Source organism: Atribacterota bacterium, assembly GCA_028717805.1.
In the GTDB taxonomy this organism is placed as follows: domain Bacteria; phylum Atribacterota; class Phoenicimicrobiia; order Phoenicimicrobiales; family Stramentimicrobiaceae; genus Stramentimicrobium.
The window spans coordinates 62,437-87,956 of sequence record JAQUNC010000004.1 but is presented as its reverse complement, the minus strand read 5'-3'; the positions used below and the strand labels follow the sequence as shown (position 1 = coordinate 87,956).

Genomic DNA, 25,520 nt, shown 5'->3' with positions numbered 1-25,520 from the left:
TCATCTTTTTATCTTGCTTACAATAAAAAAGGGGTTGATTCTATGAAAGATAAATGGGAAGAGATATTAAAACAGAAAGGACCTTATATTTGGGATATACCAAAAGAATATCGTCCTGGAATGCTGGTAGATGGACGCATTTATGCTTCTCAGAGCCTATTAAAGCAGATTATTAGTGATCAAGCTCCTGGCCAGGTAGCTAATGTTGCCTTTTTGCCTGGTATTGTTGGTTATTCTTTAGCCATGCCAGATATTCACTGGGGATATGGCTTTCCTATAGGTGGTGTAGCAGCAACTCGCCTGGAAGATGGGGTAATTTCACCAGGAGGAGTTGGATTCGATATAAATTGCGGTGTAAGGTTGATTCGTTCCAATTTAAAACTTAAAGATGTAAAAGATAAGATGAATCAGCTGGTAGAATACCTTTATAAGAAAATTCCTTCTGGAGTCGGTTCGGAAGGAATTCTTAAGCTAAAGCTATCTGAGGAAAAAAGAGTTTTAGCAGAAGGCGCACAATGGGCGGTAGAAAAAGGATTTGGAGAGAAAAAAGATATAACTTATAGTGAGGAAAATGGTAAAATGACTCAGGCCAACCCAGATATTATTAGTAATAAAGCAATCCAGCGCGGGGGTTCCCAATTGGGAACACTGGGTTCGGGGAATCATTTTTTAGAAATTCAGGTGATTGACAGAGTTTACCAACCAGAAAAGGCTACGAAAATGGGACTGGAAGAAGGAATGATTACTATTTTAGTCCATACCGGGTCCCGAGGTTTTGGGCATCAGGTTTGTACTGATTATCTATCGATTATGCAAAAAGCAGTACAACGATATCATATCAGTATTCCTGATAGACAGTTAGCCTGTGCACCTCTTAATTCTCCTGAAGGAGAAAATTATTATCAGGCTATGTGTTGCGCAGCTAATTTTGCCTGGGCGAATCGTCAATGCATAACTCACTGGATAAGAGATGTTTTTAAACAAATATTTCGTGTTTCCCAAGAAGAGCTGGGTCTGAATCTAGTCTATGATGTAGCACATAATATTGCCAAAATTGAGTTTCATCAATTTCAAGGTGCTAAAGTAAAGTTATGTGTTCACCGAAAGGGTGCTACCAGGTCTTTTCCACCCCAGCATCCTGATTTGCCACCAAAATATCAAGAAATTGGACAGCCGGTTTTAATTCCTGGAGACATGGGACGTTGTTCCTTTGTTTTGGTGGGGAATGAAAAGGCAATGCAGGAAACATTTGGTTCTACCTGTCACGGTGCCGGCAGAGTATTAAGCCGTGGTGCTGCAAAAAGAGAAGTAAGAAATAGAAATATTGTAGAGGAGTTAAGGGCAAGAGATATTTTAGTCAAAGCCAGGAGTAGAGAGACACTGGCAGAAGAAATATCTGAGGCTTATAAAGATGTGTCAGAAGTGGTCAATGTAATGGATCAGAGTGGAATTTCTAGCAAAGTGGCAAGAATGCGTCCACTGGGAGTCATAAAAGGATAAAAAAATTAGTAATAGAATGGTGCAGGAGGATATTTAAGAATATGTTGGATTTAAAATTAATTCGTTCAGAGCCGGATAAGATAAAAGATGCCTTGAAAAAAAGAGGTCAGGATATCAGTAATATTGATTTTATTTTAGAACTTGATGATAAACGCCGAAAAATTATCTTTACCTCAAGCGCCTTAAAACAGGAAAGAAATGAAGTATCTGAGGAAATTGCCCGCTTGAAACGAGAAAAAAATGATGCTCAGGAAAAGATTATTGCTATGAGGGAAGTATCGAGTAAAATTAAGGATATGGATACAGAGGTTAAGTCTATAGAACAAGAGATTCAAAGTATATTATTAGAAATACCCAATATAGTTGATGCCAGCGTACCAGTAGGTCCTGATGAAGAAAGTAACCAGGAAGTCAGAAGATGGGGAAAACAGAGAAAATTAGATTTTGAGCCACAGGCACACTGGGATTTAGGTGAAAAATTGGATATTCTTGATTTTGAAAGAGGAGCTAAGATTTCCGCTGCCCGTTTTACAGTACTAAAAAATAGGGGAGCAAGGCTGGAAAGAGCATTAATTAATTTTATGCTAGACATTCATACTAAAGAGCATAATTATCAGGAAATATTTCCTCCCTTTTTAGTCAATGCTAATACTATGACCGGTACCGGTCAGTTGCCAAAGTTTGAAAATGAATTATTTAAATCCAATGATGAATTATATCTGGTTCCTACGGCAGAAGTTCCTTTAACTAATTTACATCAAGATGAAATATTACCAGAATCAGACCTACCACTTTACTATACTGCTTATACTGCTTGTTTCAGAAGAGAAGCTGGTTCTTATGGTAAGGATGTGAGAGGACTAATCAGGCAGCATCAGTTTAACAAAGTGGAATTAGTGAAAATTTGTAAACCGGAAGAATCTTTTTTGGAGCTGGAAAAATTGACTCAGAATGCAGAAGTAATCTTGCAAAGGTTGGAACTACCCTATCGGGTAGTTGTTCTCTCTACCGGCGATATGGGATTTTCTTCTGCCAAGACCTATGATTTAGAGGTATGGTTGCCATCCCAGGGGAAATATCGGGAGATATCCTCCTGTAGTAATTGTACTGATTTTCAAGCCCGTAGGGCTAATATTCGGTATCGGGAAGAGGAATCTGGTAAAGTCCATTTTGTTCATACCTTAAATGGCTCCGGAGTTGCAGTGGGGAGAACTATGGTAGCTATCATGGAGAATTTTCAAGAGAAGGATGGTTCAATTATTATACCTGAAGCTCTACGTCCTTATATGGATGGATTGCAAAAAATTTCCGGTTAAGGTAAAATTTTATTGCTTATCTACCTTTTGATGCTATTTGTGGAGGGATGTCCGAATGGCAAGGAGCCGGTCTTGAAAACCGGTGTAGGCGTAAGCTGTCTGGGTTCGAGTCCCAGTCCCTCCGCCATATTTCATTTATTGATTTTATTAAAATTGAATCGGTATCGTTCATAGCATCGAAATTTCCAAAAATTCTGATGCAATAAATCTTCTTTCCTAAATAATTAAAATATATGTTAAGTTAGGCTTTAAGATAGAGTATATATAATTCAATAACTATTATACCTTAGATAAAATTAGTATTTATTATAAAAATATTAACAATAGGATAATCAGTAGAAATATTTCCTGAAAATATCAAAGGAAATAATTTTTTAAAGAAAATTTATCATGCTTTATAAACAAGATATATAAGGGATTAAAAAATATTGAATTTGATCTTAATTAAAGAGACTCTCAAGGATAAGGATTCCCCTAGAATATCTTAGGAAAACTTTAAAAATTATCATGTTAATTATGTTGTAAATATAAATCTTATTTATAGATTTAAATAGGTAATTGAAGAATATTATGATTACAAAACATAAAATAATTATAGGTGATTCCCGAAAGATGGAAGAAATCCCAGATAAATCTATTCATCTTATTATTACTTCTCCACCATATTGGCAATTAAAGGATTATGGAATAGAAAAGCAGATTGGTTTTGGTGATTCTTATGAGGATTATATTAATAATTTAAATTTAGTATGGACTGAATGTTATAGGTTGTTACATGATAGTTGTAGATTATGTATCAATATTGGCGATCAATTTGCCCGCTCAGTTTATTATGGAAGATACAAAATCATTCCTATTAGAACGGAGATTATTAAATTTTGTGAAAGTATAGGATTTGATTATATGGGTGCAATTATTTGGCAAAAACCAACAACTATGAATACTACTGGCGGAGCAACGGTAATGGGTAGCTTCCCCTATCCAAGAAATGGAATTATAAAGATTGATTATGAATTTATATTGATTTTTAAAAAGAGCGGTACCCCACCAAAAGTTTCAAAAGAAATAAAAGAAAAATCAAAGCTCTCTAAAGAAGAATGGAATGAATATTTTTCAGGACATTGGAATTTTAATGGAGAAAAGCAAACAGGACATTTGGCAATGTTTCCTGAAGAATTACCAAAGAGACTTATTAAAATGTTTAGTTTTACTGGAGATACTGTTTTAGATCCATTCTTGGGAAGTGGAACAACCGTTTTAGCTGCTAAGAATCTAAATAGAAATTCAATTGGTTATGAAATAAATGAGAAATTCTTATCTATTATTCAAGATAAGGTAGGAATAAATAGAAGGGAACTTTTCCAAACGGCAGTGTTTGAAGTTGTTAAACAAAAATCATTAAGAGTAAATTGGAATTTAGAAATTAAAAAGCTATCTTACCAGTTTAAAGACCCTATAAAGTTTGATAAAAAGATAGATCCAAGGAAACTAAAATTTGGTTCTAAAATCGATTCTTCAAAGCCAGTAAGGCAAGAATCTTTCTCAGTAAAAGATGTTATTAGTCCAGAAGAGTTAATTTTAAATAATAATATAAAGGTAAGGTTAATTGGCATTAAATCTAATAAAAACAATATGGATAAAGCAATAACTTTTTTAAAATCTAGACTAAAAAACCAAAAGGTATTCTTAAAATATGATAATATCAAATATGATAATAATGGTAATTTATTAGTATATATCTATCTAAAAAATAAAACATTTGTTAATGCTCATTTAATAAAAAGTGGATTTGTAGAAATTGATACTAATTCAGATTATATTTATAAAAATAAATTTATAAGATTAAAGAAAGATATTTATGGCTAAAGAATGGATTTTGAATAGCGCTATAAACCGTTGGGGACTTCAGAAGAAAAAGGTGGTTGGTGCTATTTCTGACGAAATAAGAAGATGTTCTCCTAAAACAGTAAGTGATTGGGAGAAATATTATTTTAAAAATGTTTATCCAAAAGAACATTTAATTGAAATTGGTAAAAAATTATATGTTAAAGTGACTGAAGTCTTGAGAGCTGAAATTGATGAAGTAACTGAAGAAGATTGTATAAATTATGTAATTAATCTTGTAATTAATAGAACCTTTGATGGTTATATGACTGAAAAGAAAACAGTCTATGAGCAACTCCAAGATATGTTGGGGGTTAAAATAGAACCGGCATCTGATGAATGGGATAGATTATTTAATGTAGATTTTTTCATTAAAATTAAGGATAAATACATTGGTTTTCAAATTAAACCTGGAAGCTATTCATTTATTACTCAAATTATAAATGAGAGAAAGCATCAAGAGGACACACATAGAAAATTTACTGCTAAATATGGAGGAAAAGTCTTTTATGTAATTTCGGTAAAAGAGAATGATCGAAAAATAATTTATAACACTAAAGTAATTAAAGAAATAAGAATAGAAATGGAAAGATTGGGAAAAACATAACAAGAATTATCAAAAAAACAATTATTTTAATTCCATGTTACTGAGTAATGAAAGTTTTTTGTAAAATAATATATTAATATTTTGAGAGTATTTAGAGATGAAGGAAGAAGAAAAAGCGATAGGTTTATTGGATTCTGGTTTAGGTGGATTAAGCGTATTCAGAGAAGTAAAGAAACAGCTACCTCAGGAGCGGGTTATTTATTTTGGGGATACTGCTCATGCTCCTTATGGGGAGAAGACTGATGTTCAGATTCTTGCTTATGTTGTCTGCATTATTGACTTTTTACTGCAAAAAGGAGTCAAACTAATAATAATTGCCTGTAACACCGCTACTGCAGTGGCATTGGAAAAAGTCAAAGAGAAGTATAATCTGCCCATTATCGGCGTGATTCAACCCGGTGCACATGAGGCAGTAAAGAAAACTAGAAATAAAAAAATTGGGATTATCGGAACAGAAGTAACTATCCGCAATCAAAGCTATGAAAAAATTATTAAAGGCATTGATCCATTAATAATTACCTATAGCAATGCTTGCAGTAATCAGATTATTAGAGAGATGGAAGAGCAGTCTTTAAGGAATGAGGGCAAAATAAAAGTTTTATTAACAGAGTGTATCCAACCATTACTAGAGAATGATATTGATACCCTAATCTGGGGATGCACCCACTATCCCTTTTTAAAAAAATACCTTGACCAAAAACTGGTGAAGAAAATAGTTCTGGTTGATCCCTCAGAAGCTACAGTCAAAAAAGCTAAAGACTGGCTTGGTAAATATCATTTAAATAAAAATGTTGGCAATGATAAAGAGGATATTTTTTTTATTAGTGGTGATCCGGATTTATTTGCCCGTATTGCCCAAACACTATTAGAATATAAAGCTGGTAAATTTCAAAAAGCCCCAAATTTTTAGTATAAATTCTTCCTCTATTATTTATTCATCATAGTAATAAAATAATCTCATCTTAAAACAGTAATTATTGGGAATTTCAATAAATTCATTTATTAATTCTCTTGATTTCTCATTAAATTTATTATATGCTTAAAAAAGCAAAAAACCTTTAAATTAGTTCAGAGAAACTAAAAAGGAGATCATCTTGATGAAAAACCTCTTTTCCTTATTTACAGGATGAGAGGTTTTATTTATATATAATACTATATTCCTTTAAGATCAGTTCAGTGAGACTGATAAGGAAATAATCTCCTAAAATCCCCTTATCAATCTCTACTGAGAAAGGGGGTTATTAATTTTATAGAGAAACTTAGTAAATTTTTTGCTACAAAGTAAGCTAGCAGAATGAAAATGAAATATAAAACATTGTAACGTTAGAAGGAGAAAGAGATGAATTTAAATAATCAGCAGGAAATTATTGATTATACTGAAAAAGGATTAACACAAACCATTGTTCTAGGTTTGCAGCATGGTTTTACTATGTTTAGTGCCACAATTCTGGTTCCCATTATTACCGGTCTCGATGTCTCGGTAGCTCTTTTTATGGCTGGAATTGGTACTTTAATTTTTCATCTGGTAACTAAAAATAGAGTGCCGGCATTTCTGGGCTCTTCTTTTGCTTTTATTACCCCTATTACTCTGGTAGCTGAAAAATATGGTATACCATACGCCTTAGGTGGAATAGTAGCAGCTGGTTTAATATATCTGATTATTTCTTTTTTAGTTAGTTATTTTGGATCAGAAAAGATAATTTCTTTTTTCCCTCCGGTGGTTACCGGACCGGTGATTATGGTTATAGGTCTAAAATTAGCCCCAACTGCGATAAGTATGGCCAGTGAAAATTGGTGGTTAGCTTTAATTGGTTTTATCATAGTTGTTATAAATACTTCCTTTGCCCGCGGTTTCTTAAAAGTTTTACCTGTTTTAATGGGTATTGTATTAGGATACCTGGTTGCAATCCTAATGGGATTAATTGATTTTACGCCAGTAGTAGAGGCAAAATGGTTAGGATTTCCCCAATTTACCATGGCACACTTTAATTGGAATGCTATTATTATAGTGGCACCAGTTGCCATTGTGACCGTTATTGAACATATCGGAGATGTTCTGGCAATCGGTGCAACAGTGGAAAAGGATTTAGTCAAAAATCCAGGTTTAAGTCGTACCTTATTAGGAGATGGTCTGGCTACTTCTGTAGCCGCTCTATTCGGAGGACCGGCTAATACCACTTATTCTGAGAATACCGGCGTATTAGCCCTGACTAAAGTCTATAATCCTGTTGTTATGCGTATCGCTGCCTTATTTGCCATTTTGATTGGATTAATTCCTAAATTAGGAGCTCTTATTGCTACAATTCCTGGCTCTCTCATTGGTGGTATTTCCATTATTCTCTTCGGTATGATTGCAGCAGTAGGAGTAAGAACAGTGGTGGAAAATAGAGTTAATTTTGAAAAACCAAGAAATTTGATTATTGCAGCAACCATTCTTGTTATCTCTCTCGGTGGTGTATCCATTCCCATTTCCCTAGCTAATGGACAGATTACAGTAGAGGGGATGGCCTTAGGTGCCCTGGTAGGTATAATATTAAATAAGGTGATGCCAGAATAATTAATTAAATCTTTTTTATAAATATTGAGATTATCTTGGGTGAATCAAATGTACTGAAATCATAATTCTATTTTATACTAAACATTATACTAAACAATAAGGACGAGAGCTACCCAATATTTTATTTAAAGGTATATAAATTATTCAAACTTTTTGTAGCAAGAAAGGAGCCATAATAGTGCGACAAACCTATAAAAAGAAGTTAGAAGTTCTAAATAATCCCTTTGTTATCAAACGTGTTAAAGAGGCAATAGAGCTCTGTCAGCCGGATAAGGTAACTGTCATAACTGATGATACAGAAGAAATTCAATATGTTAAAGAGCTTACCTTAAAGAATAAAGAAGAGGAAAAACTAAAATTACCCGAACACACTGCTCATTTTGATGGTTATTATGATCAGGGTAGAGACAAGGCTAATACCCGCTATCTTTTATCCAATAAGGTGGATTGGGGTATTGATGTCAATTCTATTGATAAAGAAAAAGGTCTGAAAGAGATTAGAACATATTTTCAAGGAAGTATGAAGGGTAAGGAAATGCTGATACGTTTCTTTTCTCTAGGTCCCACGAACTCTTCCTTTTCTATTCCTGCTTTACAAATTACTGATTCAGCTTATGTTGCTCATAGTGAAGATTTGCTATATAGGAGTAATTATGAAGGATTTAAAGCCTTAAATGGTTCAAATCAATTCTTTTATTTTCTGCATTCGGCAGGAAGACTAAAAAACAATGTCAGCATTGATATGGACAAGAGAAGGATTTATATTGATTTAGAAGAAAACTGTGTCTATTCCGTTAATAATCAATATGCCGGCAATTCCATTGGACTGAAGAAGCTGGCTTTCCGATTGGCTATCCAGAAGGCACAGCAGGAGGGATGGCTGGCAGAACATATGTTTATTATGGGTGTTCACGGCAAGAAGGATAGGACTACTTACTTTACCGGAGCTTTCCCCAGTGCCTGTGGCAAGACCAGTACTGCTATGTTGCCAGGACAGACCATTATAGGTGATGATATTGCCTTCCTCAAGAAGGTGGCGGGAGAGGTAAAAGCAGTGAATATGGAAAAAGGTATTTTTGGTATCATTGCCGATGTTAATAAAGAAGAGGACCCTTTAATTTATAGGGCATTAACTACCCCCAGAGAACTTATTTTCTCCAATGTACTGATCAAGGATGGCATCCCCTACTGGCTGGGAATGGGCAAGGAGCTTCCTAAAGAGGGGATTAACTATAGTGGTAGGTGGTATCAGGGTAAAAAGGACCAAGAGGGAAACATCATTGACCCCTCTCATAAAAATGCTCGCTATACCATAAGAATGTCTGAGCTGGATAATATTGATCCGGAGGCAGAAAATCCCGAGGGAGTACCCATTGCTGCTTTTCTTTACGGAGGGAGAGATTCTGATACCTCTCTACCCATTGTGGAGTCACTTACCTGGGAACACGGTGTCTTTATCGGTGCTACCGTGGAGTCAGAAACGACTGCTGCTACTTTGGGTCAACAGGGAATCAGAAAACACAATCCGATGGCTAACCTCGATTTTATTTCAGTTCCCTTTGCCACTTATCTGGAGAATCATATCTCTTTTCAGAATAATTTAAAGAGAATCCCCAGGATATTTGCTACCAATTATTTTTTGAAAGATGAACAAGGTAACTTTAGGACTCCTAAAGTATATAATCTTTTGTGGGTTTTATGGGCTGAAGGAAGAGTAAACAAAGAATATTGTGCCATCAAAACACCGGTAGGTTTTATTCCTAAATATGAAGATTTAAGAAAAATTTTTAAACATATGGTAAATAAAGAATATTCACAAGAAGAATATATTAACCAGTTTTCCTTAAGAATTGATAGATACCTGGCAAAAATGGATAGGATGAAAGCAGTTTTTACTAAAATAAATATTCCGGGTCTTTTAGTTAAGGAATTGGAACAGCAGATAGAGCGATTAAATAAAGCAAAAGCAAAATTCAATCAGGTACTCATTTCACCATTTACATTCTATTCTTAAGATGATGGTAGTAGATTAGGTAAAATATAGGTTAATAACTATTTAATCAGAATAATATTTAATTTTGCATCCAACCAAATTAATCCATTTAAAATAAATTTATTATTTAATAAGATTTAGTAATTATTTATTTTCCCCTTTTATCCTTGACGTATCCTTTTACAAAATTATATTCAGCTATTAACTGATTATTTCTTTCGAGAAAGTTACCAACAAATAATAATTATACGTAATTCTATTAATTAATGGTTTTATTGACAGCTTAGTAAAAAATAAAATAATAAAAAGTATTTGACTAATGCAATTTTGATTGGTAAAATTTAATTAATTAAAATGTCATACAATATATATAATATAAATAATATTACTACTGTGGAATTATTATGAATAAAAGCTGTCATAAAATAAAAATGTTTAATAAAATTAAAACTCAAAAGGTTTATGTTAAAATTGTGGAACAGATTAGAGAGCTCATCAGGGAGGGAAAGCTGAAACCAGGAGATAGACTTCCCTCAGAACAGGAGCTAGCAGAACAATTTGGAATTTCTCGCCCTTCTGTTAGAGAAGCTATGAGTGCATTAGAAATATTAGGTATAACAGAAAGAAGGGTAGGGAAAGGGAATTTTATTAAAGATAATAGTTTATCATCTACTTTTTATGAAGAGGAAATTTTAGAACTCGAACAAGAAGAAAGTCCATTTGAATTATTAGAAGCAAGAAAGGTATTGGAGACAGAGCTAGCTGGTTTGGCTAGTCAAAAAGGTTCACCAGAAGACATAGCTGCTATTGAAACTGCACTTAGTAATATGAGAGACGCCCTGGGAAATATTCCTAGAATGATGGAAATGGATCGGGAGTTTCATATCAACATAGCTAAAGCCGCGCATAATAGTTTATTATTTTCTGTTATGCTCAATATGAGCGATCTTTTAAAGGAAAGATTATGGGTTAATATGAAAGAGAAGACTTGGAACCTCCCAGATTATCCCCAAAAATACATAAAAGAACATTCTGCTATTTTAGAAGCTATTAAGAGTAAAGATGAAAAATCTGCTCGTAAAGCGATGTATTTCCATTTAGCTGGGGTAGAAGAAGATATACTAAAAGAATGAATTGTTTTCTATAATTTTAAACTTTTGGAGGTACGCGAATTATTCAATTTAGAAAATAAAAAAAGGAGGTGTTAAAGTATAATATTATTTTAAATTGGCAAAAAATATTTAAATGAGAAAAGGAGCTAAGAATGAAAAAACTAGTGTTTTTAGTATTTATACTAGTTTTAACAATGCTTTTTACAAGTGTAATTGTGACAGCAAATCAGATTACCATGAGTCTTTCCTATGGAGGATCTGAAGGTGGCGAAGATGATATATCAGCCAAAAAGTTTAAAGAGCTGTTAGAAGAAAAAACGAATGAAGCTATTGAGGTAGAATTATTCTGCTGTGAACAGCTGGGTAAAGAAGTAGATATAGTAACCTCTCTTGAATTAGGTACCGTTGATATGGCTATTATGGGAACGACTATTCATCAGCAGGCAGCTCCGGAATATAATATCTGGAGTGCTTATTATATCTTTGAAAACAGGGATGAAGTCTTACAAATTATGAATGGCCCTATCGGCGAGAGAGTTGGGCAAGCCATGTTAGAGAATAAAAATATTAGAATGCTTGGTATTGGCTTGAGAGGACCACGTCATTTGTCCTCCAAACGTCCTATCAGAACGCCAGAAGATGTCAAGGGATTAAAAATCAGGATACCTTTGCAGCCGATTTATGTTGCTAGTTGGGAGAAAATGGGTGCTTTCCCCCAGGCTATTGCTTACGGAGAACTATATACTGCCCTGAAGCAGGGTATAGTTGAAGCACAGGAAAATCCTTTGGATTACATCTATGCTCCTGCTTTCTATGAAGTACAGGATTATGTTAATTTAACTGCTCATCAGCGTGCTTTCTTCACTTATGTCATGAGTGAAAAATTCTTCCAGAGCCTAGATGAGACATTACAGAAAGCGGTCATAGAAGCTGCTGATGAAACAACCGTGTTCCACAATGATCTACAGCAGAATAATGAAGATATATGGCGACAAAAACTGGAAGAAGAAGGCATGGAATTTATTGAAGTTGACCAGGCGGCCTTTAAAGAAGTTTTAAAGGATATCCCGGATGAATTTGCTGATACCTGGGCTCCCGGTTTCTTAGAAGAACTTCGAACTGAATTAGCCAAGATCAGGGATTAATTTAGAATTAGATTTTCAAAAGGAATAGAACCAGAATATCCGGGTATAGAATACTTGATTAAACACTTTTTCCGGATATTCTGGGTAGGTTCTTACACACAAATTGATTTGCTTCAATATCATCAGATGAAAATAATGATTCTTCTGCTAGAGGAAGATGTTGATTTTGCGATGGAGAATGATGATTTTAAATAGAGAGAATTTTGTATGTAACCCAAAAATGGAATCTCTGAAAGATATATTTTTAAGGAGTTCATAATGTGGGTGATAAATTAGAGAAATTTCTGGAAAAGATGGTTGGCCTCTTAACTGGCGTAATGGTTCTCTTGCTTATGGCTCAGGTTGCGACTCGCTATGTTTTGCGTGGATCCATGTACTGGGCAGGTGAGATGGCCGTATGGGTATTTATCTGGATTACTTATCTGGGGGCTGCATTGTTATACCGGAGAAAAGGGCATATTGTTGTCAAGCTGATTGACTTTGTTTTATCAAAAAGGGCAAAGAAAATAGTAGAAATTCTCACCGATATTATCGTAGCTGTATTTATTGTTATCATTTTTTATTATTCTATACCGGTAGTACAAGCTTACTCTAATCAGTATGCTACTGCTATTCATATCTCCAGGGGACTCATGTTTCTTTCCTTACCGGTATCCCTGGTTTTGATATTTATATTTATGATTGATAGCATTTTACAGAAGATTAGAGGTAGATATAAATGTCGCTAACAATTGTTTTTGGAATCATGCTTATCGGATTTTTAGTTGGAATTCCAGTGGCCTTTACAATGAGTATGGCTGCATTTTCCTATTTTGTGATTAATCCTGTTCTTCCCAATACGATGGTACCCTTAAGAATGGTTGTGGGAGCTGAGTCATACGAATTGATGGCGGTCCCCCTTTACATGTTGGCGGCGCATATTATGAACAGCATGGGTTTAACCATGAGAATATTCAAGTTTACAAAGGCACTGGTAGGACATTTTACAGGGGGGACAGCACATGTGAACATACTTTCCAGTTTGATTTTCTCTGGTATGTCTGGTTCTGCTCTGGCTGATGCCAGTGGGATTGGCAGTGTTTTAATTAAAGCAATGAAAGATGAGGGTTATGACGCTGAATTTTCGGCAGCTGTTACCGGTGCTTCGGCTACAATTGGTCCTATCTTTCCACCCAGTATCCCGATGGTATTGATTGGTGCTGTTGCTGGAATCTCTATCGGAAAATTATTTATTGGCGGCGTTATACCAGGTATCCTGATGGCAGTTTACATGTCAATTGTGTCTTATATTCTATCCAAAAAAAGACATTATCCCCGTAGAGAGAGAGCGAAATGGAATGAGTTGTGGAGTTCTTTTAAAGATGCTTTTCCTGCCCTGACCACTCCTGTGGTTATTTTATACGGAATTCTGGGAGGAATTTTTACACCGACAGAGGCAGGTGTGATAGCAGTTTTTTATGCCCTGGTTATTTCAACTTTTGTTTATAAAGAGAGTAACTTTTCAGTATTGTTTGATATGCTGATTAAGACAGGTAGAGAAACAGCAAGGATTATGTTTATTGTGGGAAGTGCGTATGCTCTTGCCTGGGTATTATCCAGAGAAAGAATAGCTCTTATTTTAGTTGATAGTATTACTACTGTTTCTTCTAACCCGATCATTGTACTGTTATTGATTATCCTTGCTTATTTAGTTGTTGGTTGTTTTATTAATCCGTCGGCTGCTATTATTATCTTTGTCCCCATGTTAATGCCCCTGGTAAAAAGTGTGGGGATTGATCTGATTCAGTTTGGAGTGATTACTGCATTAACCTTGATGGTAGGCTTACTGACTCCTCCTGTGGGACTTTCCATGTATATTGTCTGTGATGTAGCTGAAATATCTATCTCTCAGTTTGTCAGAGGAATGGGATGGTTCTGGCTGGCTCTTGTTTTTACGATTCTGACAATGGTGTTTTATCCGGCGGTTGTTACCTGGCTTCCTGATCTTTTAATGTAGCAAAGGAGTCATAACATGTCTATTTATCACCATAAATTAACTCCAAAACAAAGATTAAATAAAGTATTGAATAGTGAAATACCTGATAGGGTACCATGGGTAGATCACTTTATGAACAATGATCTTCCCAATCAAATATTGAAAAAACAACTTAAATACAATTTTAAATTCATACGTAATTCTCCAGAGATACTGGATTTTTTAGGAATGGATGCCTTTGAATTTAGGGTCACTGCACCGGTTTACTGTGAGATTCTAAAAGAAAATGGTATTGAGATGTATGGTAGCGGACTAATCAAATCTAAGGAAGACCTAAAAGAAATTAAACTTCCTGATCCTGGTTCAACAGATATTCTAAAGGAAGCAGAAATATTAGCTAATAATTTTGGAGATCGATATGCTCTTATTTTAAGTACCCGCAGTGGTTTTATGAATACCTATTTAAGTTTAGGATTCGATGGATTTTCCTATGCTCTGATAGATGATCCTGGTTTTATAGATAACCTGTTTTATAAGATGAGAGATTGGACCTTAGAATTAGTAGAACATTTAAAACAATTTCCCTTTGATGCAATTAGAGTAACTGATGATATTGCCTATAAAAATGGTTTATTGTTTTCTCCCAACATACTGGAAAAATATCTATTGTCAGCACATAAAATTGTAAAAGAATTTAGTGGATTACCATTTATGTTTCACAGTGATGGGAATTTTATGGCCATCATGGATCGTCTTATCGATATTGGTGTGGATGTTGTTTCCAACATTGAACCGGAAGCTATGGATATCGTTGAACTGAAAAAGAAATATGGGGATAAAGTAATAATTATGGGGAATATAAGCGTGAATACCCTTGCTACTGGAACACCAGAAGAGGTATTTCAAGAAACAAAACAACGGCTTCAACAGCTTGCCCCTGGTAGTGGATATATCCTTAGTTCTTCAAACTCTCTACCGGTGTACTGTAAACCAGAGAATATTGTTGCTATGAAAAGTGCTTTGGAGGATTATGGTTGGTACTAAGAAGAATGAGGTTAAATGATCTATTAAAAGAAATAAATATAACTTTTATTTGTTTGATTAATCAGTTTTCATAGTTATTGTTTTCATCCTTATGAAAAGTATCAACCAATTCTTATATTTAAGGAACGAGTTAACTCAATCTAGATTAGCAAAACAAATAATAAATAAAGAGGGAAAAGTGAATATTTTTAATCAAAAATATATATCCATATGAAGAAACTGGAAAATTTGTAACATATTTAAGGGGGATAAGATGACTGTAAGCAAATTAAGAGAAGGAAATAGAATTGTTGGTACAATGATTCGTATGGTGAGGAATCCAGCAATAGCTCAAATTGCTTACCATGCAGGACTGGATTTTATCATGTTTGATATGGAACATGGTCCCTATTCAATTGAAACTATTTCTGATATAGCAAAGGTTGCCCGGTCCATTGGACTTGGTATTTTTGCTAGAGTTCCCGAACTGGCAAAAGGATATGTTTCCCGACTTATGGATGCTGGTATAGAAGGTGTGATGGTACCTATGATTAGTACACCTAAAGAAGCACAGCACCTGGTTAAATGGTCGCGCTATGCTCCTATTGGGAATCGGGGATTTGGAAGTAATGGAGGGCTTACCAATTTTGGTGGAATAGGAAGCGATGCTCCTACATTTATGACACGCCAAAATGAATTGACTTTAGCAATTGCACAAATAGAAACTGCAGAGGCAATTAAAAATATTGATGCCATTGCAGCAGTTGAAGGAGTTGATGTTTTACTTATTGGTCCGAATGATTTAGCAATTTCTCTGGGTGTACCAGGTGATATCATGAGTGAAATCAATCAGGCAGCAATTAGTAAGGTGGCTGATGCTGCGGAGAAGTATCACAAATTCTTTGCTATTCACGGCAATGATGCTCTCCTGTCAAGATGGGATTCCAGATTACAGATAGTAATGAGTGATCTGGATATTAATATAATTAAAAATGGTTTTTCTTCAATTGCTAAAAAATATAAAAGATAATCTTAATTTTAATATTAAATTGGGATTTATGTAAAAAGGAGGAGCAAAGTATTATGTCGTCCTATAAAGTTTTGATACCTCAGGATATCGCTGAGGAGGGGAAAGAATATCTACGTGAAAGAGGATATGAAATAAAAATGGGTTCAGGTAGCTCAATCGAGGAAATCAAAAATGATATTGTAGAATGTGATGCAGTTCTTATTAGAACCGCTCCCTTACCGGCAGAAGTACTTGAAGCTGGGGAAAAACTAAAAGTAATTGCCCGTCATGGTGTAGGGGTAGATAATATTGATATTGACAAAGCTACTGAATTAGGAATATATGTGACTAATGCACCAGAATCCAATTCGAATACAGTTGCTGAAATTGCTCTGGGATTAATTATTGCTTTAGCAAGAAACATAATTGCTAGTGATAGGGCGACTAGAACAGGGGATTTTAATTTCAGAAATCGCCAGATTGGTATTGATTTAGAAGGTAAAACTTTAGGAATTTTAGGTATTGGTAAAATTGGTCGAAAGCTTAGTCTGAAAGCTTATCATGGCCTTTCCATGAAGGTAATAGGATATGATCCCTTTTTAAAAAAAGAAGATTTTCCTGAGATAATTGAAAGAATAGAAGATAGAGATATACTCTTTTCTAAATCAGATTTTGTCTCTATTCATATACCCTCAACTCCAGAAACGAAGAAATCTATTGGTATGAGAGAGTTTAAGTTTATGAAGCCTACTTCATATTTTATCAATATTGCCAGAGGAGATTTAGTTGTAGAGGAAGATCTTGCTGTAGCTCTAAGAGAAGGTTTTATTAAAGGTTCAGCAGTAGATGTATATGAAAAAGAGCCACCCCCAGAAAACCACCTTTTTTTTAGCTTGAATAATATTATTTTAACACCACATAATGCTGCCTTAACTAAAGAATGTATGATTCGTATGGCAGTTCAGGCAGCACAAGGTATTGATGAAGTATTAAGCGGTAAAATACCCACCTGGCCTGCCAATGAACCTAAAAAATAACTTTATAATATTTAAACACAGACTTTTATTAGCAGGTAATTTATATTTATTCTTGTGGAATTGCTTTTGTGTAGCAATATACAATATTGATTTATATAGTCTATTTTATACCTTTTAAAGTATATTGGCTTAAATTCAGTTGTTTTTATGAAAGAATTATAGATTTTATAGAATTAAATGGCTATTAGTTATTTTTTAATAGCAGTCGAAATTTATTAAGAACAGATAAAAAAGTACTAACATTGCAGGAGTACAATCTATGATTAAAAATATCTTAGTTGATTCAGAACATTTAAAAACTTTCATTAGAGATATTTTTATGTCAGTCAAAGTAACAGAAGAAGATGCTATCCTTACATCTAATTCTCTGGTTGAAGCGGACCTTAGAGGGATTTATTCTCATGGAGTAATGAGGGTACCGATATATATTAAAAGAATAAAACTCGGTTTAGTAAATCCTATATCAAAAATTAATGTGATTAAAGATAATAAGGCAATTGCAGTATTGGATGCCCATAATTGTTTAGGCCAGGTAAGTGCTACAAAAGCTATGAAAATGGCTATTGAAAAAGCTAATAAATATTCTATTGGAGCAACAGTAGTGAAAAATAGTAATCATTTTGGAGCTGCTGCAGGTTATACTTTACAAGCAGTGGAAAAAGATATGATTGGTTATGCCACTACAAATGCAGCTTGTCGAATGGTTCCCACGGGAGGAACAGAGCAAATAATTGGTAATAATCCTTTTTCATATGCCATTCCCGCTGGAAAAGCCTTACCAGTTGTATTAGATATTTCTTGTTCAGTTGTATCTGTTGGGAAAATACTTTTGAAAAGGGAAAAAGGAGAAGAATTACCATTAGGATGGGCTTTAGACAGAGAGGGTAATCCCACCACAGATGCATTTACTGCCATAGACGGAGGCGGTTTTCTAGTTCCCATAGGAGAACATAAAGGTTATGGCATTGCTTTAGTTAACGATATACTCTCTAGCTCATTAGGGGATTCTATAGGTGGTACAGCAGTAACCAGTTTATATAATTTGAACACTTCAAAGAAATCGGAAACCGGACACTTTTTTATGGCCATAAAAATAGATAATTTTATACCAATTAATCGATTTAAACAAAGAATGGATAAAAAAATAAAAGCAATTAAAAATTCTGCTAAAAAAGAAGGAGTAGAGCAAATATATCTACCAGGTGAGATTGAATTTAATATAAAAGAAAAGAATTTAAAATTTGGAATTCCAATAAGCAAGGAAGTTCTTGATGATTTAAAATTAATGGCAAAAGAATCTGGAGTTTATATTGATAATTATAGATTATTTAAATGATGAAGGTAAATTTACGAAATAAAATTTATATGTTGTAGTTATTAAGACTTTTTAAGCTAAAATATTGATATAAAGAGGTTAGACTAAATATTATTATAATTACTGGATAAGATTGGTTGAATAAATTTTATTTATGTTTAAAAAATTGGTGTTTAATAAAATATTCTTTAACCCCTAAAAGGGGAAAAAATTTGGAAAAGAGAAAGGGATGATTATGAAGATTCAAGTCAAAGGCATTATTCCACCGATGATTACTCCATTTGACGAAGAAGAAAGGATTAATTGTAAAGCATTGCAAAAAATGACTAATTATCTCATAGAGGCAGGTGTACATGGAGTATTTCCTTTAGGAAGTACTGGAGAAGGCTATGCCCTTGGTTTTGATGAGAAAAGACAGGTTATTGAAACAGTCTTAGAAGCTACCAATAAAAGAGTACCGGTTTATGCTGGCACAGGAGCTATTACCACAAAAGAATCTATTAAGCTAACTGAAATGGCTACTGAGCTAGGAGTAGATGCTTTATCAGTAATTACACCTTACTTCATCTTGCCAAATCAGGAGGAATTATTTGAACATTATAGTGCAATTGCTGCAAATACTGATTTACCCATAATACTCTATAATAATCCAGGTAGAACTGGTGTTGATTTAAGTATTGATCTGATAGTTAGATTGGGTGAGATTGAAAATATAGTAGGAATTAAAGACAGCAGTGGAGATATGAGTAAAGCAGCAGAGATTATTCGCTGCACCAATGGTGATTTTGCTGTTCTATCTGGCAGAGATACCTTAATTTATGGCTTTTTAGCTTATGGTGGACATGGTAGCGTTGCTGCAACTGCAAATATTGTTCCTGAATTAGTGGTATCAATTTATGAGTTGTATAAAAAAGGAGAATACCAGGCCTCTTTAGAAGCACAATTCAAATTGGCACCTTTACGCATGGCTTTTTCACTTGGCAGTTTTCCGGTGATTATGAAGGAAGGACTAAAACTAAGGGGAATCGAGGTTGGGAATACTTTACAACCGATTAAACCCTTAACTTCTGAAGCAAGAGAGAAGTTGAGGAAGATCCTTGAAGAGATAGGCCAATAGAATATATTATATTATTAACTATAATTAATAAATTATTAGTGAGAATTTATTATTTTAAAAAAGCAAAAGCGAGAAGAATATAGATGTTACCTCAAAGATTATGACTTTTCTAAGAAAATAAAATTATGATTGTATTGTAAAGTAGATTTTAAAATATTTGATATATAAAAAAAGAATATCAAATAATTGAATTAGAAAGGAAGAATTATTATGCAAGAATCAATTTACAAATTTATGAAGGTAGGTATAATTCATTTTATGGCTTACCCTCAAGTTATGAAAGGGGAAGGTCCTATCCTGGAGACATTGCAGGAGATTGCCGAAGATGATTTTTTTACTGCAGTGGAAGTTTCTTGGATGAAGGATCCTGATGTTCGTAAAAAGGCTCGAGAATTGTTGGAAGCCAGCCATTTGGCTGTAGCTTACGGGGCGCAACCCAGATTATTGGTGAATAAGCTGAATATCAATTCCTTTGAAAAAGAAGAGAGAAAAAAAGCTGTTCAGCAAGTAAAAGAAGGTGTTGATGAAGCCTATGAGCTTGGAGCGAAAGGTCTTGGCTTTCTAAGCGGCAAGGATCCAGGTGAAGAAAAAAGAGAAAAAGCCCTGAATTTGCTGATCTCTTCCACCAAAGAGATCTGTGCTTATGCTCAGTCAAAAGGTAATCTCATGATTGCTATGGAAGTCTTTGACCAGGAGATTGATAAGAAATGTCTTGTCGGACCGGTTGACTTGGCCAGAAGGTATGCTGCGGAGGTCAGGAAGGAATTCGATAATTTTGGCTTAATGGTCGATTTATCCCATTTGCCTCTCTTAGGTGAATCTCCCGAAGAGTCTATTCTGCCAGTCAAGAATTACCTAGTCCATGCCCATATGGGCAACTGTATTGTTAAAGATAAGAATCAGGTTGGCTATGGAGATGAGCATCCTCGTTTTGGAATCAAGGGTGGAGAAAATGACGTTGCAGAGTTGACTGAGTATTTAAGAGTATTACTGAATATTGGTTACTTGAATCCAGATCATCCCCCATTTTTAAGTTTCGAAGTTAAGCCATTACCCGGTGAATCCTCAGAGGTGATCATTGCCAATGCCAAGAGAACCTTGAGAGAAGCATGGGCAAGAGTGTAAATTATAGAATACATTTTTTATTATAAAGTTAATTATAAAGGAGGAAATGATGCCAATTATTGATGCAAAGACAGGAAAAGTAAAGAAAGATTATTCTATTGAGGAACTGGTTGAAAAAGCAAAAGATATGAGAGCTTATAATATGGTGGCTATTACTGCAGCTGGATCCGGTCATACCGGAGGGACCCTCTCTATCATGGACATAGCAGCAGCCTTATATTTAAAACATATCAAACATGATCCGGCTAATCCAGAATGGGAGGAGCGGGATCGTGTCTTTTGGTCAGTGGGTCACAAGGCTCCAGCAATTTATGTTGCCCTGGGAATGGCTGGTTATTTTCCCATTGATGAGGTTGTGAAATTAAGAAAGCTCTGGTCTGGATTTGAAGGACACCCCAATCGTTTTAAAGTTCCTGGTATTGAACTTTCCAGTGGTTCTCTTGGTCAAGGATTAGGAGTAGCGGTAGGATGTGCTTTAAATGCTCGTCTAGAAAATAAGAATTACAAAACCTATTGTATTTTAGGAGATGGGGAATTAAATGAAGGATCAGTCTGGGAAGCAATTATGTCTGCTGCCCATTATCAGCTGGATAATCTGATTGCTATTGTTGACCGTAATCGACTGCAGATTGACGGTTCAACAGAAGAGGTCATGAGATTAGAGGGTTTAGCTGACAAGTGGCAATCCTTTGGCTGGCAGGTGCTGGAGGTGAATGGGCATAACATGACAGAAATACTAGCTACTCTGGATAAGGCCTTACAAATCAAAGGACAACCTATAGTTATTATTGCCCATACTATTAAAGGCAAAGAGGTTTCCTTTGCTGAAAATGTAGTGGGTTATCATGGGATTTGTCCTAAGGATGGACTCACTGGTGCAGAATCGTTAGAAAAAGCCTTGCAGGATATTAAATCTCCTGGTTTTGACCAGGAAAAGGTAAATAAATTACTCAAGATAGCCTGTGATTATCAGGAGGAAGTAAACCATAAAGTTGACCGGATCCTGCCTAAATTCAGTAAAGATTACTGGTGGAATAGTCAGGATATAATGAGGGTTAAAATGATTCCTACCCGTAATGGCTTTGGAGATGCGATTGAAGAATTGGGAGAATCACCTGAGGTGATTACCTTTGGGGCAGATATTACCAGTTCTATCAAGATGGATCAATTCTATGCCAAACATCCGGATAGAAGAGAACGTTTCTTTGAAATGGGTATTGCCGAACAGAATATGACCTTAGCAGCTGCTGGTTTTGCTAAGGAAGGTAAAATTGCCTTTATTGGTTCTTACGGGGTTTTTGTTACTGGCAGAAATTGGGAACAAATCAGAACTACTCTCTGCTATAATAACTTTAATGTCAAAATAGCTAATGCTCATGGAGGATTATCTGTTGGTCCAGATGGACCAACTCATCAAGCCTTGGAAGAAATTAGCAATATGTACTACTTACCTAATATGCATATTATTGTTCCCGGAGATTCGCTGGAAACTAAAAAAGGAACCAGGGAAGTAGCTAATATTTCAGGACCAGCAGTAATTCGTTATGCTCGAGAAGCTACTCCTGTTGTTACTTGCGAAAATACTCCCTATAAATTTGGTGTTGCCAATACCATTCGTTTCCGAGGAGAAAAAGAAAACTTTGTTGATGCCTTTGAAACTAAGCTCAGTTCCGAATATCAGAACGAAGAGGAAGATATTGCTATTATTGCCTGTGGTCCTATGGTAGCTGAAGCAATGCGGGCGGCTTATATTCTTAAAAAAGAATACGAGTTGGAAACCAGAGTAATAAACATGCATACTGTTAAGCCTATTGATAAAGAAGCCATTAGAAGAGCAACTCAGGAAATAGGAGTACTGCTGAGCGTGGAAGAACATCAAAAGGGAGGATTTGGTAATATAGTAGCAGGAGTAGTTGCTACCGGGAAGATGTATAATACACGATTTCTTTTTGATATGATAGGTGTAGATGATGAGTTTGGACTATCTGGTGCCCCCTGGGAATTGCTAAAAGTGTTTGGTTTAACTGCTGAACACCTGGCGAAAAGAGCTAAAGAGTTGCACGACATTAAGAAATAGGGGAAAAGGTGGTGTTTTAATATGAAAAAGATTTTAATAAAGATCGAAAATATTGAGGTAGAAGCTGAATTAAATAATAGTAAGACAGCAGAGAAAATATGGGATGCATTACCAATAGAAGGTAGGGTTAATACCTGGGGAGATGAAATTTATTTTTCTATTGGTGAAAAAATCGAACTAGAGCAAGGTGCCAGTGCGGTTGTTTCCATAGGAGATTTAGCTTATTGGCCACCCGGTGAGGCATTTTGTATCTTTTTTGGAACAACACCTGCCAGTAACGGTGAGGAAATCAGAGCAGCAAGTGCAGTGAATATTTTTGGCGGGATTATTGGTGATCCTAAAGTTTTACAACAGGTAAGATCAGGTACTAGAATTAGAATTGAAAAGAGCAATTTGTAATCAAACCTTTAAAAGTGGTATTTATGCAGTCTTAAAAACCTTTTAGAAATCGGTAATAGTTAAATAAAATATTTTTGACTTTTTGTTTAAGTTATGTTAGTTTAGAGAAAATCGAATATTGTTTACCTCACTTTTTATCTGAAGTGAGGTAGAGGCGCGAACGATCAAGAGTACTGATAGGTAGCCTGAGCAGTGATGAACTATCAGAAAAGGGATCTTCGCCGAAGTCTGGAGCCGATGCTCTAAGCCCCAGGCTGGGACTATGGTTAACAACCATAGCACTGTCACCTAAGAAAACTCCCGTTCTTAGGTGGTGCGCTATCTCATCGAGGAGAGATAAAAGGGAGGTAAAAAGAACGCTTGCTATTTATTTAGGGCAATCGATGAGCCTGGCGCTTATGGATTGCCCTTTTTTATTAGATTAGATGGGATTAAATAATTAAAAAGAAAATTTAGCGATCTAAGAAAGAAATAGAGAAAGGAGGATGTGGACAGTTATCAGTAGAAAAATAGAATAGTGTTAATATAATAAATTAAAAAAATATTTAAAAAGGAGTGTTTTTAAAATAATGGTGAGAAGGAATAGATTTAATCGATATATTGTAGTGGTTTTTTCTGTGCTGATTATTCTATCATTCTTATCAGTAATAGGTTGGGCTAATGAAGAACAGGAGACAGGTGCTTATGGTATCTGGTCTTTAGTGCCACCAATTCTAGCAATTATACTTTGTATCATTTTAAAAGAAGCCCTAATTTCTTTAATTACTGCTGTATTAGTCGGTGCCACAATTCTAAATAATGGGAATTTATGGACAGGCTTGGAAAAAACAGCTAATTTACTGGTTGCGCAAGTAGCTGATTCTTGGAATGCCAGTATTATCTTGTTTTTCTTTTTAGTGGGTGGATTGATGGGAATGATCTTTTTTTCTGGTGGTGGACAGGCTTTTTTAGATTCAATCAGTAAAAAAGCTAACAATGCAAAAATGGCACAACTATTCTCCTGGCTAGGTGGTATTGTTATCTTTATTGATGATTATGCAAATTCAGCCTTTATTGGAAATCTGTTTCGCCCCCTATCTGATAAGTATTATATTTCTAGAGAGAAGCTATCCTATATTGTAGATTCAACTGCTGCACCTGTTTCTTCTATATTTTTAATTTCTACCTGGATAGGTTATCAGGTTGGTCTAATTGGCGATTCTCTTCCCGAAGGAATTAATGTCTCTCCCTATTTTTTATGGCTAAGGAGTGTACCTTATAGTTTTTATTCTATTTTAGCTATTGTTATGGTAGGGATTATTGCTTATACTGGAAGAGATTTTGGACCGATGCTGAAAGCAGAATATAGAGCTAGAACAAACCATGAACTCTGGGCTGAAGGTGCTAGACCATTAGCTGGAACTTCAGAATTAAAAGTTGCTCAAAATGCCTCTACAAAACCAATAAATCTGTGGTTACCTATTATATTACTGGTATTGCTATCATTCTATTTTATGTGGGCGAGTGGTGGTGGTAGCTCGGCTGAATCATTTTCCCAGGCAATCTCCGATGCCGATTCCATGTTCTCCATATTATTAGCTACACTCATTGCTTTTTTTGTTGCCATAATCATGTATTTAGTACAAAAAATTGCGACAGTAGCAGAAATAATGGATTCTTTTCTCAATGGAGCCAGGATGATGGTCTATGCTACCTTAATATTAATTTCAGCCTGGGCAATTAAAGGTGTATGTGATGAACTGGGTACTGCTCCTTATATTGTCAATGCTCTGGAAGGTGTTTTATCTCCCGTAATCTTGCCTATTTTAACTTTCATCATTTCTGCTTTTATTGCTATATGTACCGGTACATCCTGGGGTACTATGGGCATTGTTGTTCCCATTGTAATTCCTCTAGGAGTGAGCGTAGGCACGCCTCTTCCCATTGTTATTTCTAGTGTCTTAACTGGTGCTGTAATGGGTGATCATTGTAGTCCTATTTCGGATACCACAGTAATGTCTTCAACTTTTGCCGGTTCAGACCATATAGACCATGTTAGAACACAATTCCCTTATGCCCTTACTGCGGCGTTAATTGCTGTGATTTGCTATCTCTTGGCGGGTATGGGCATACCGGTCATTATTGTTTTACTTGTTGGAATTGTTTTACTCTATCTATTGGTATTTGTTTTATCTTCTCTATCAGCAAAAAAATTAGGTATAACCTTCCCATTGGAAAAAGCAGAGAGCAAAGAATAAGTTACACAAATTTACTCTAACTTATTTGCAGACAATCCATCTCATTTACTCATTAAGCAGAAAATGAGGTGGATTGTTTTTATTTAATTCCA

The 25,520-nt window shown here is 35.1% G+C and carries 20 protein-coding genes, 1 tRNA gene and 1 riboswitch; all 21 genes read left to right on the top strand.

Features of this window, described 5'->3' with window-relative positions:
* Positions 1-42: 42 nt before the first annotated feature.
* The 21 genes from PHD84_01930 (at position 43) to PHD84_01830 (ending at position 25,428) form a co-directional block, all read left to right on the top strand.
* Entirely contained in the window at positions 43-1,500 is a 1,458-nt protein-coding gene (locus PHD84_01930; protein MDD5636567.1) for an RtcB family protein, read from the top strand.
* A 41-nt stretch (positions 1,501-1,541) separates the two neighbouring features.
* A complete protein-coding gene (gene serS / locus PHD84_01925; GenBank protein ID MDD5636566.1) occupies positions 1,542-2,816 on the top strand; it encodes a serine--tRNA ligase in 1,275 nt (424 codons plus the stop codon).
* A gap of 41 nt (positions 2,817-2,857) precedes the next feature.
* Positions 2,858-2,943: transfer RNA gene (locus PHD84_01920), tRNA-Ser, on the top strand.
* Positions 2,944-3,386: 443 nt separating this feature from the next.
* Positions 3,387-4,682 (top strand): DNA methyltransferase, encoded by a 1,296-nt coding sequence (locus tag PHD84_01915; GenBank protein MDD5636565.1) that lies wholly within the window; start codon positions 3,387-3,389, stop codon positions 4,680-4,682.
* Entirely contained in the window at positions 4,675-5,307 is a 633-nt protein-coding gene (locus PHD84_01910) for an MjaI family restriction endonuclease (protein ID MDD5636564.1), read from the top strand. Before PHD84_01915 ends, PHD84_01910 begins: the two co-directional genes overlap by 8 nt.
* Before the next feature lie 97 nt (positions 5,308-5,404).
* Positions 5,405-6,217 (top strand): glutamate racemase, encoded by an 813-nt coding sequence (gene murI / locus PHD84_01905; GenBank protein ID MDD5636563.1) that lies wholly within the window; start codon positions 5,405-5,407, stop codon positions 6,215-6,217.
* Between the two features lie 429 nt (positions 6,218-6,646).
* Positions 6,647-7,864 carry a solute carrier family 23 protein gene (locus tag PHD84_01900; protein ID MDD5636562.1) on the top strand — a complete coding sequence of 406 codons (1,218 nt, stop codon included), beginning with the start codon at positions 6,647-6,649 and terminating at the stop codon, positions 7,862-7,864.
* Positions 7,865-8,042: 178 nt separating this feature from the next.
* The gene (locus PHD84_01895; GenBank protein ID MDD5636561.1) at positions 8,043-9,878 is read left to right on the top strand and encodes a phosphoenolpyruvate carboxykinase (GTP); all 1,836 of its coding nucleotides are present in this window, start codon (positions 8,043-8,045) and stop codon (positions 9,876-9,878) included.
* A 410-nt stretch (positions 9,879-10,288) separates the two neighbouring features.
* On the top strand, positions 10,289-10,990 hold the full coding sequence (locus PHD84_01890; protein MDD5636560.1) for a FadR/GntR family transcriptional regulator: 702 nt from the start codon (positions 10,289-10,291) through the stop codon (positions 10,988-10,990).
* 131 nt (positions 10,991-11,121) lie between these two features.
* Entirely contained in the window at positions 11,122-12,114 is a 993-nt protein-coding gene (locus PHD84_01885) for a TRAP transporter substrate-binding protein (protein MDD5636559.1), read from the top strand.
* A gap of 260 nt (positions 12,115-12,374) precedes the next feature.
* Positions 12,375-12,842 carry a TRAP transporter small permease gene (locus tag PHD84_01880; protein MDD5636558.1) on the top strand — a complete coding sequence of 156 codons (468 nt, stop codon included), beginning with the start codon at positions 12,375-12,377 and terminating at the stop codon, positions 12,840-12,842.
* Positions 12,833-14,110 carry a TRAP transporter large permease gene (locus PHD84_01875; protein MDD5636557.1) on the top strand — a complete coding sequence of 426 codons (1,278 nt, stop codon included), beginning with the start codon at positions 12,833-12,835 and terminating at the stop codon, positions 14,108-14,110. Before PHD84_01880 ends, PHD84_01875 begins: the two co-directional genes overlap by 10 nt.
* A 15-nt stretch (positions 14,111-14,125) precedes the next feature.
* On the top strand, positions 14,126-15,133 hold the full coding sequence (locus PHD84_01870) for a uroporphyrinogen decarboxylase family protein (GenBank protein ID MDD5636556.1): 1,008 nt from the start codon (positions 14,126-14,128) through the stop codon (positions 15,131-15,133).
* 253 nt (positions 15,134-15,386) lie between these two features.
* Positions 15,387-16,142, top strand: coding sequence for an aldolase/citrate lyase family protein (locus PHD84_01865; protein MDD5636555.1), 756 nt, complete (start codon positions 15,387-15,389; stop codon positions 16,140-16,142).
* A gap of 53 nt (positions 16,143-16,195) precedes the next feature.
* A complete protein-coding gene (locus tag PHD84_01860) occupies positions 16,196-17,158 on the top strand; it encodes a hydroxyacid dehydrogenase (protein MDD5636554.1) in 963 nt (320 codons plus the stop codon).
* 259 nt (positions 17,159-17,417) lie between these two features.
* Positions 17,418-18,494 (top strand): Ldh family oxidoreductase, encoded by a 1,077-nt coding sequence (locus tag PHD84_01855; protein ID MDD5636553.1) that lies wholly within the window; start codon positions 17,418-17,420, stop codon positions 18,492-18,494.
* 214 nt (positions 18,495-18,708) lie between these two features.
* A complete protein-coding gene (gene dapA, locus PHD84_01850) occupies positions 18,709-19,590 on the top strand; it encodes a 4-hydroxy-tetrahydrodipicolinate synthase (GenBank protein MDD5636552.1) in 882 nt (293 codons plus the stop codon).
* A 210-nt stretch (positions 19,591-19,800) separates the two neighbouring features.
* Entirely contained in the window at positions 19,801-20,715 is a 915-nt protein-coding gene (locus tag PHD84_01845; protein MDD5636551.1) for a TIM barrel protein, read from the top strand.
* 49 nt (positions 20,716-20,764) lie between these two features.
* A complete protein-coding gene (locus PHD84_01840; protein MDD5636550.1) occupies positions 20,765-22,792 on the top strand; it encodes a transketolase in 2,028 nt (675 codons plus the stop codon).
* Positions 22,793-22,813: 21 nt separating this feature from the next.
* A complete protein-coding gene (locus tag PHD84_01835; protein ID MDD5636549.1) occupies positions 22,814-23,191 on the top strand; it encodes a cyclophilin-like fold protein in 378 nt (125 codons plus the stop codon).
* Between the two features lie 141 nt (positions 23,192-23,332).
* Positions 23,333-23,520: riboswitch (Lysine riboswitch) on the top strand.
* A 240-nt stretch (positions 23,521-23,760) separates the two neighbouring features.
* Positions 23,761-25,428, top strand: coding sequence for a Na+/H+ antiporter NhaC family protein (locus PHD84_01830; protein ID MDD5636548.1), 1,668 nt, complete (start codon positions 23,761-23,763; stop codon positions 25,426-25,428).
* The last annotated feature ends 92 nt before the right edge of the window (positions 25,429-25,520 follow it).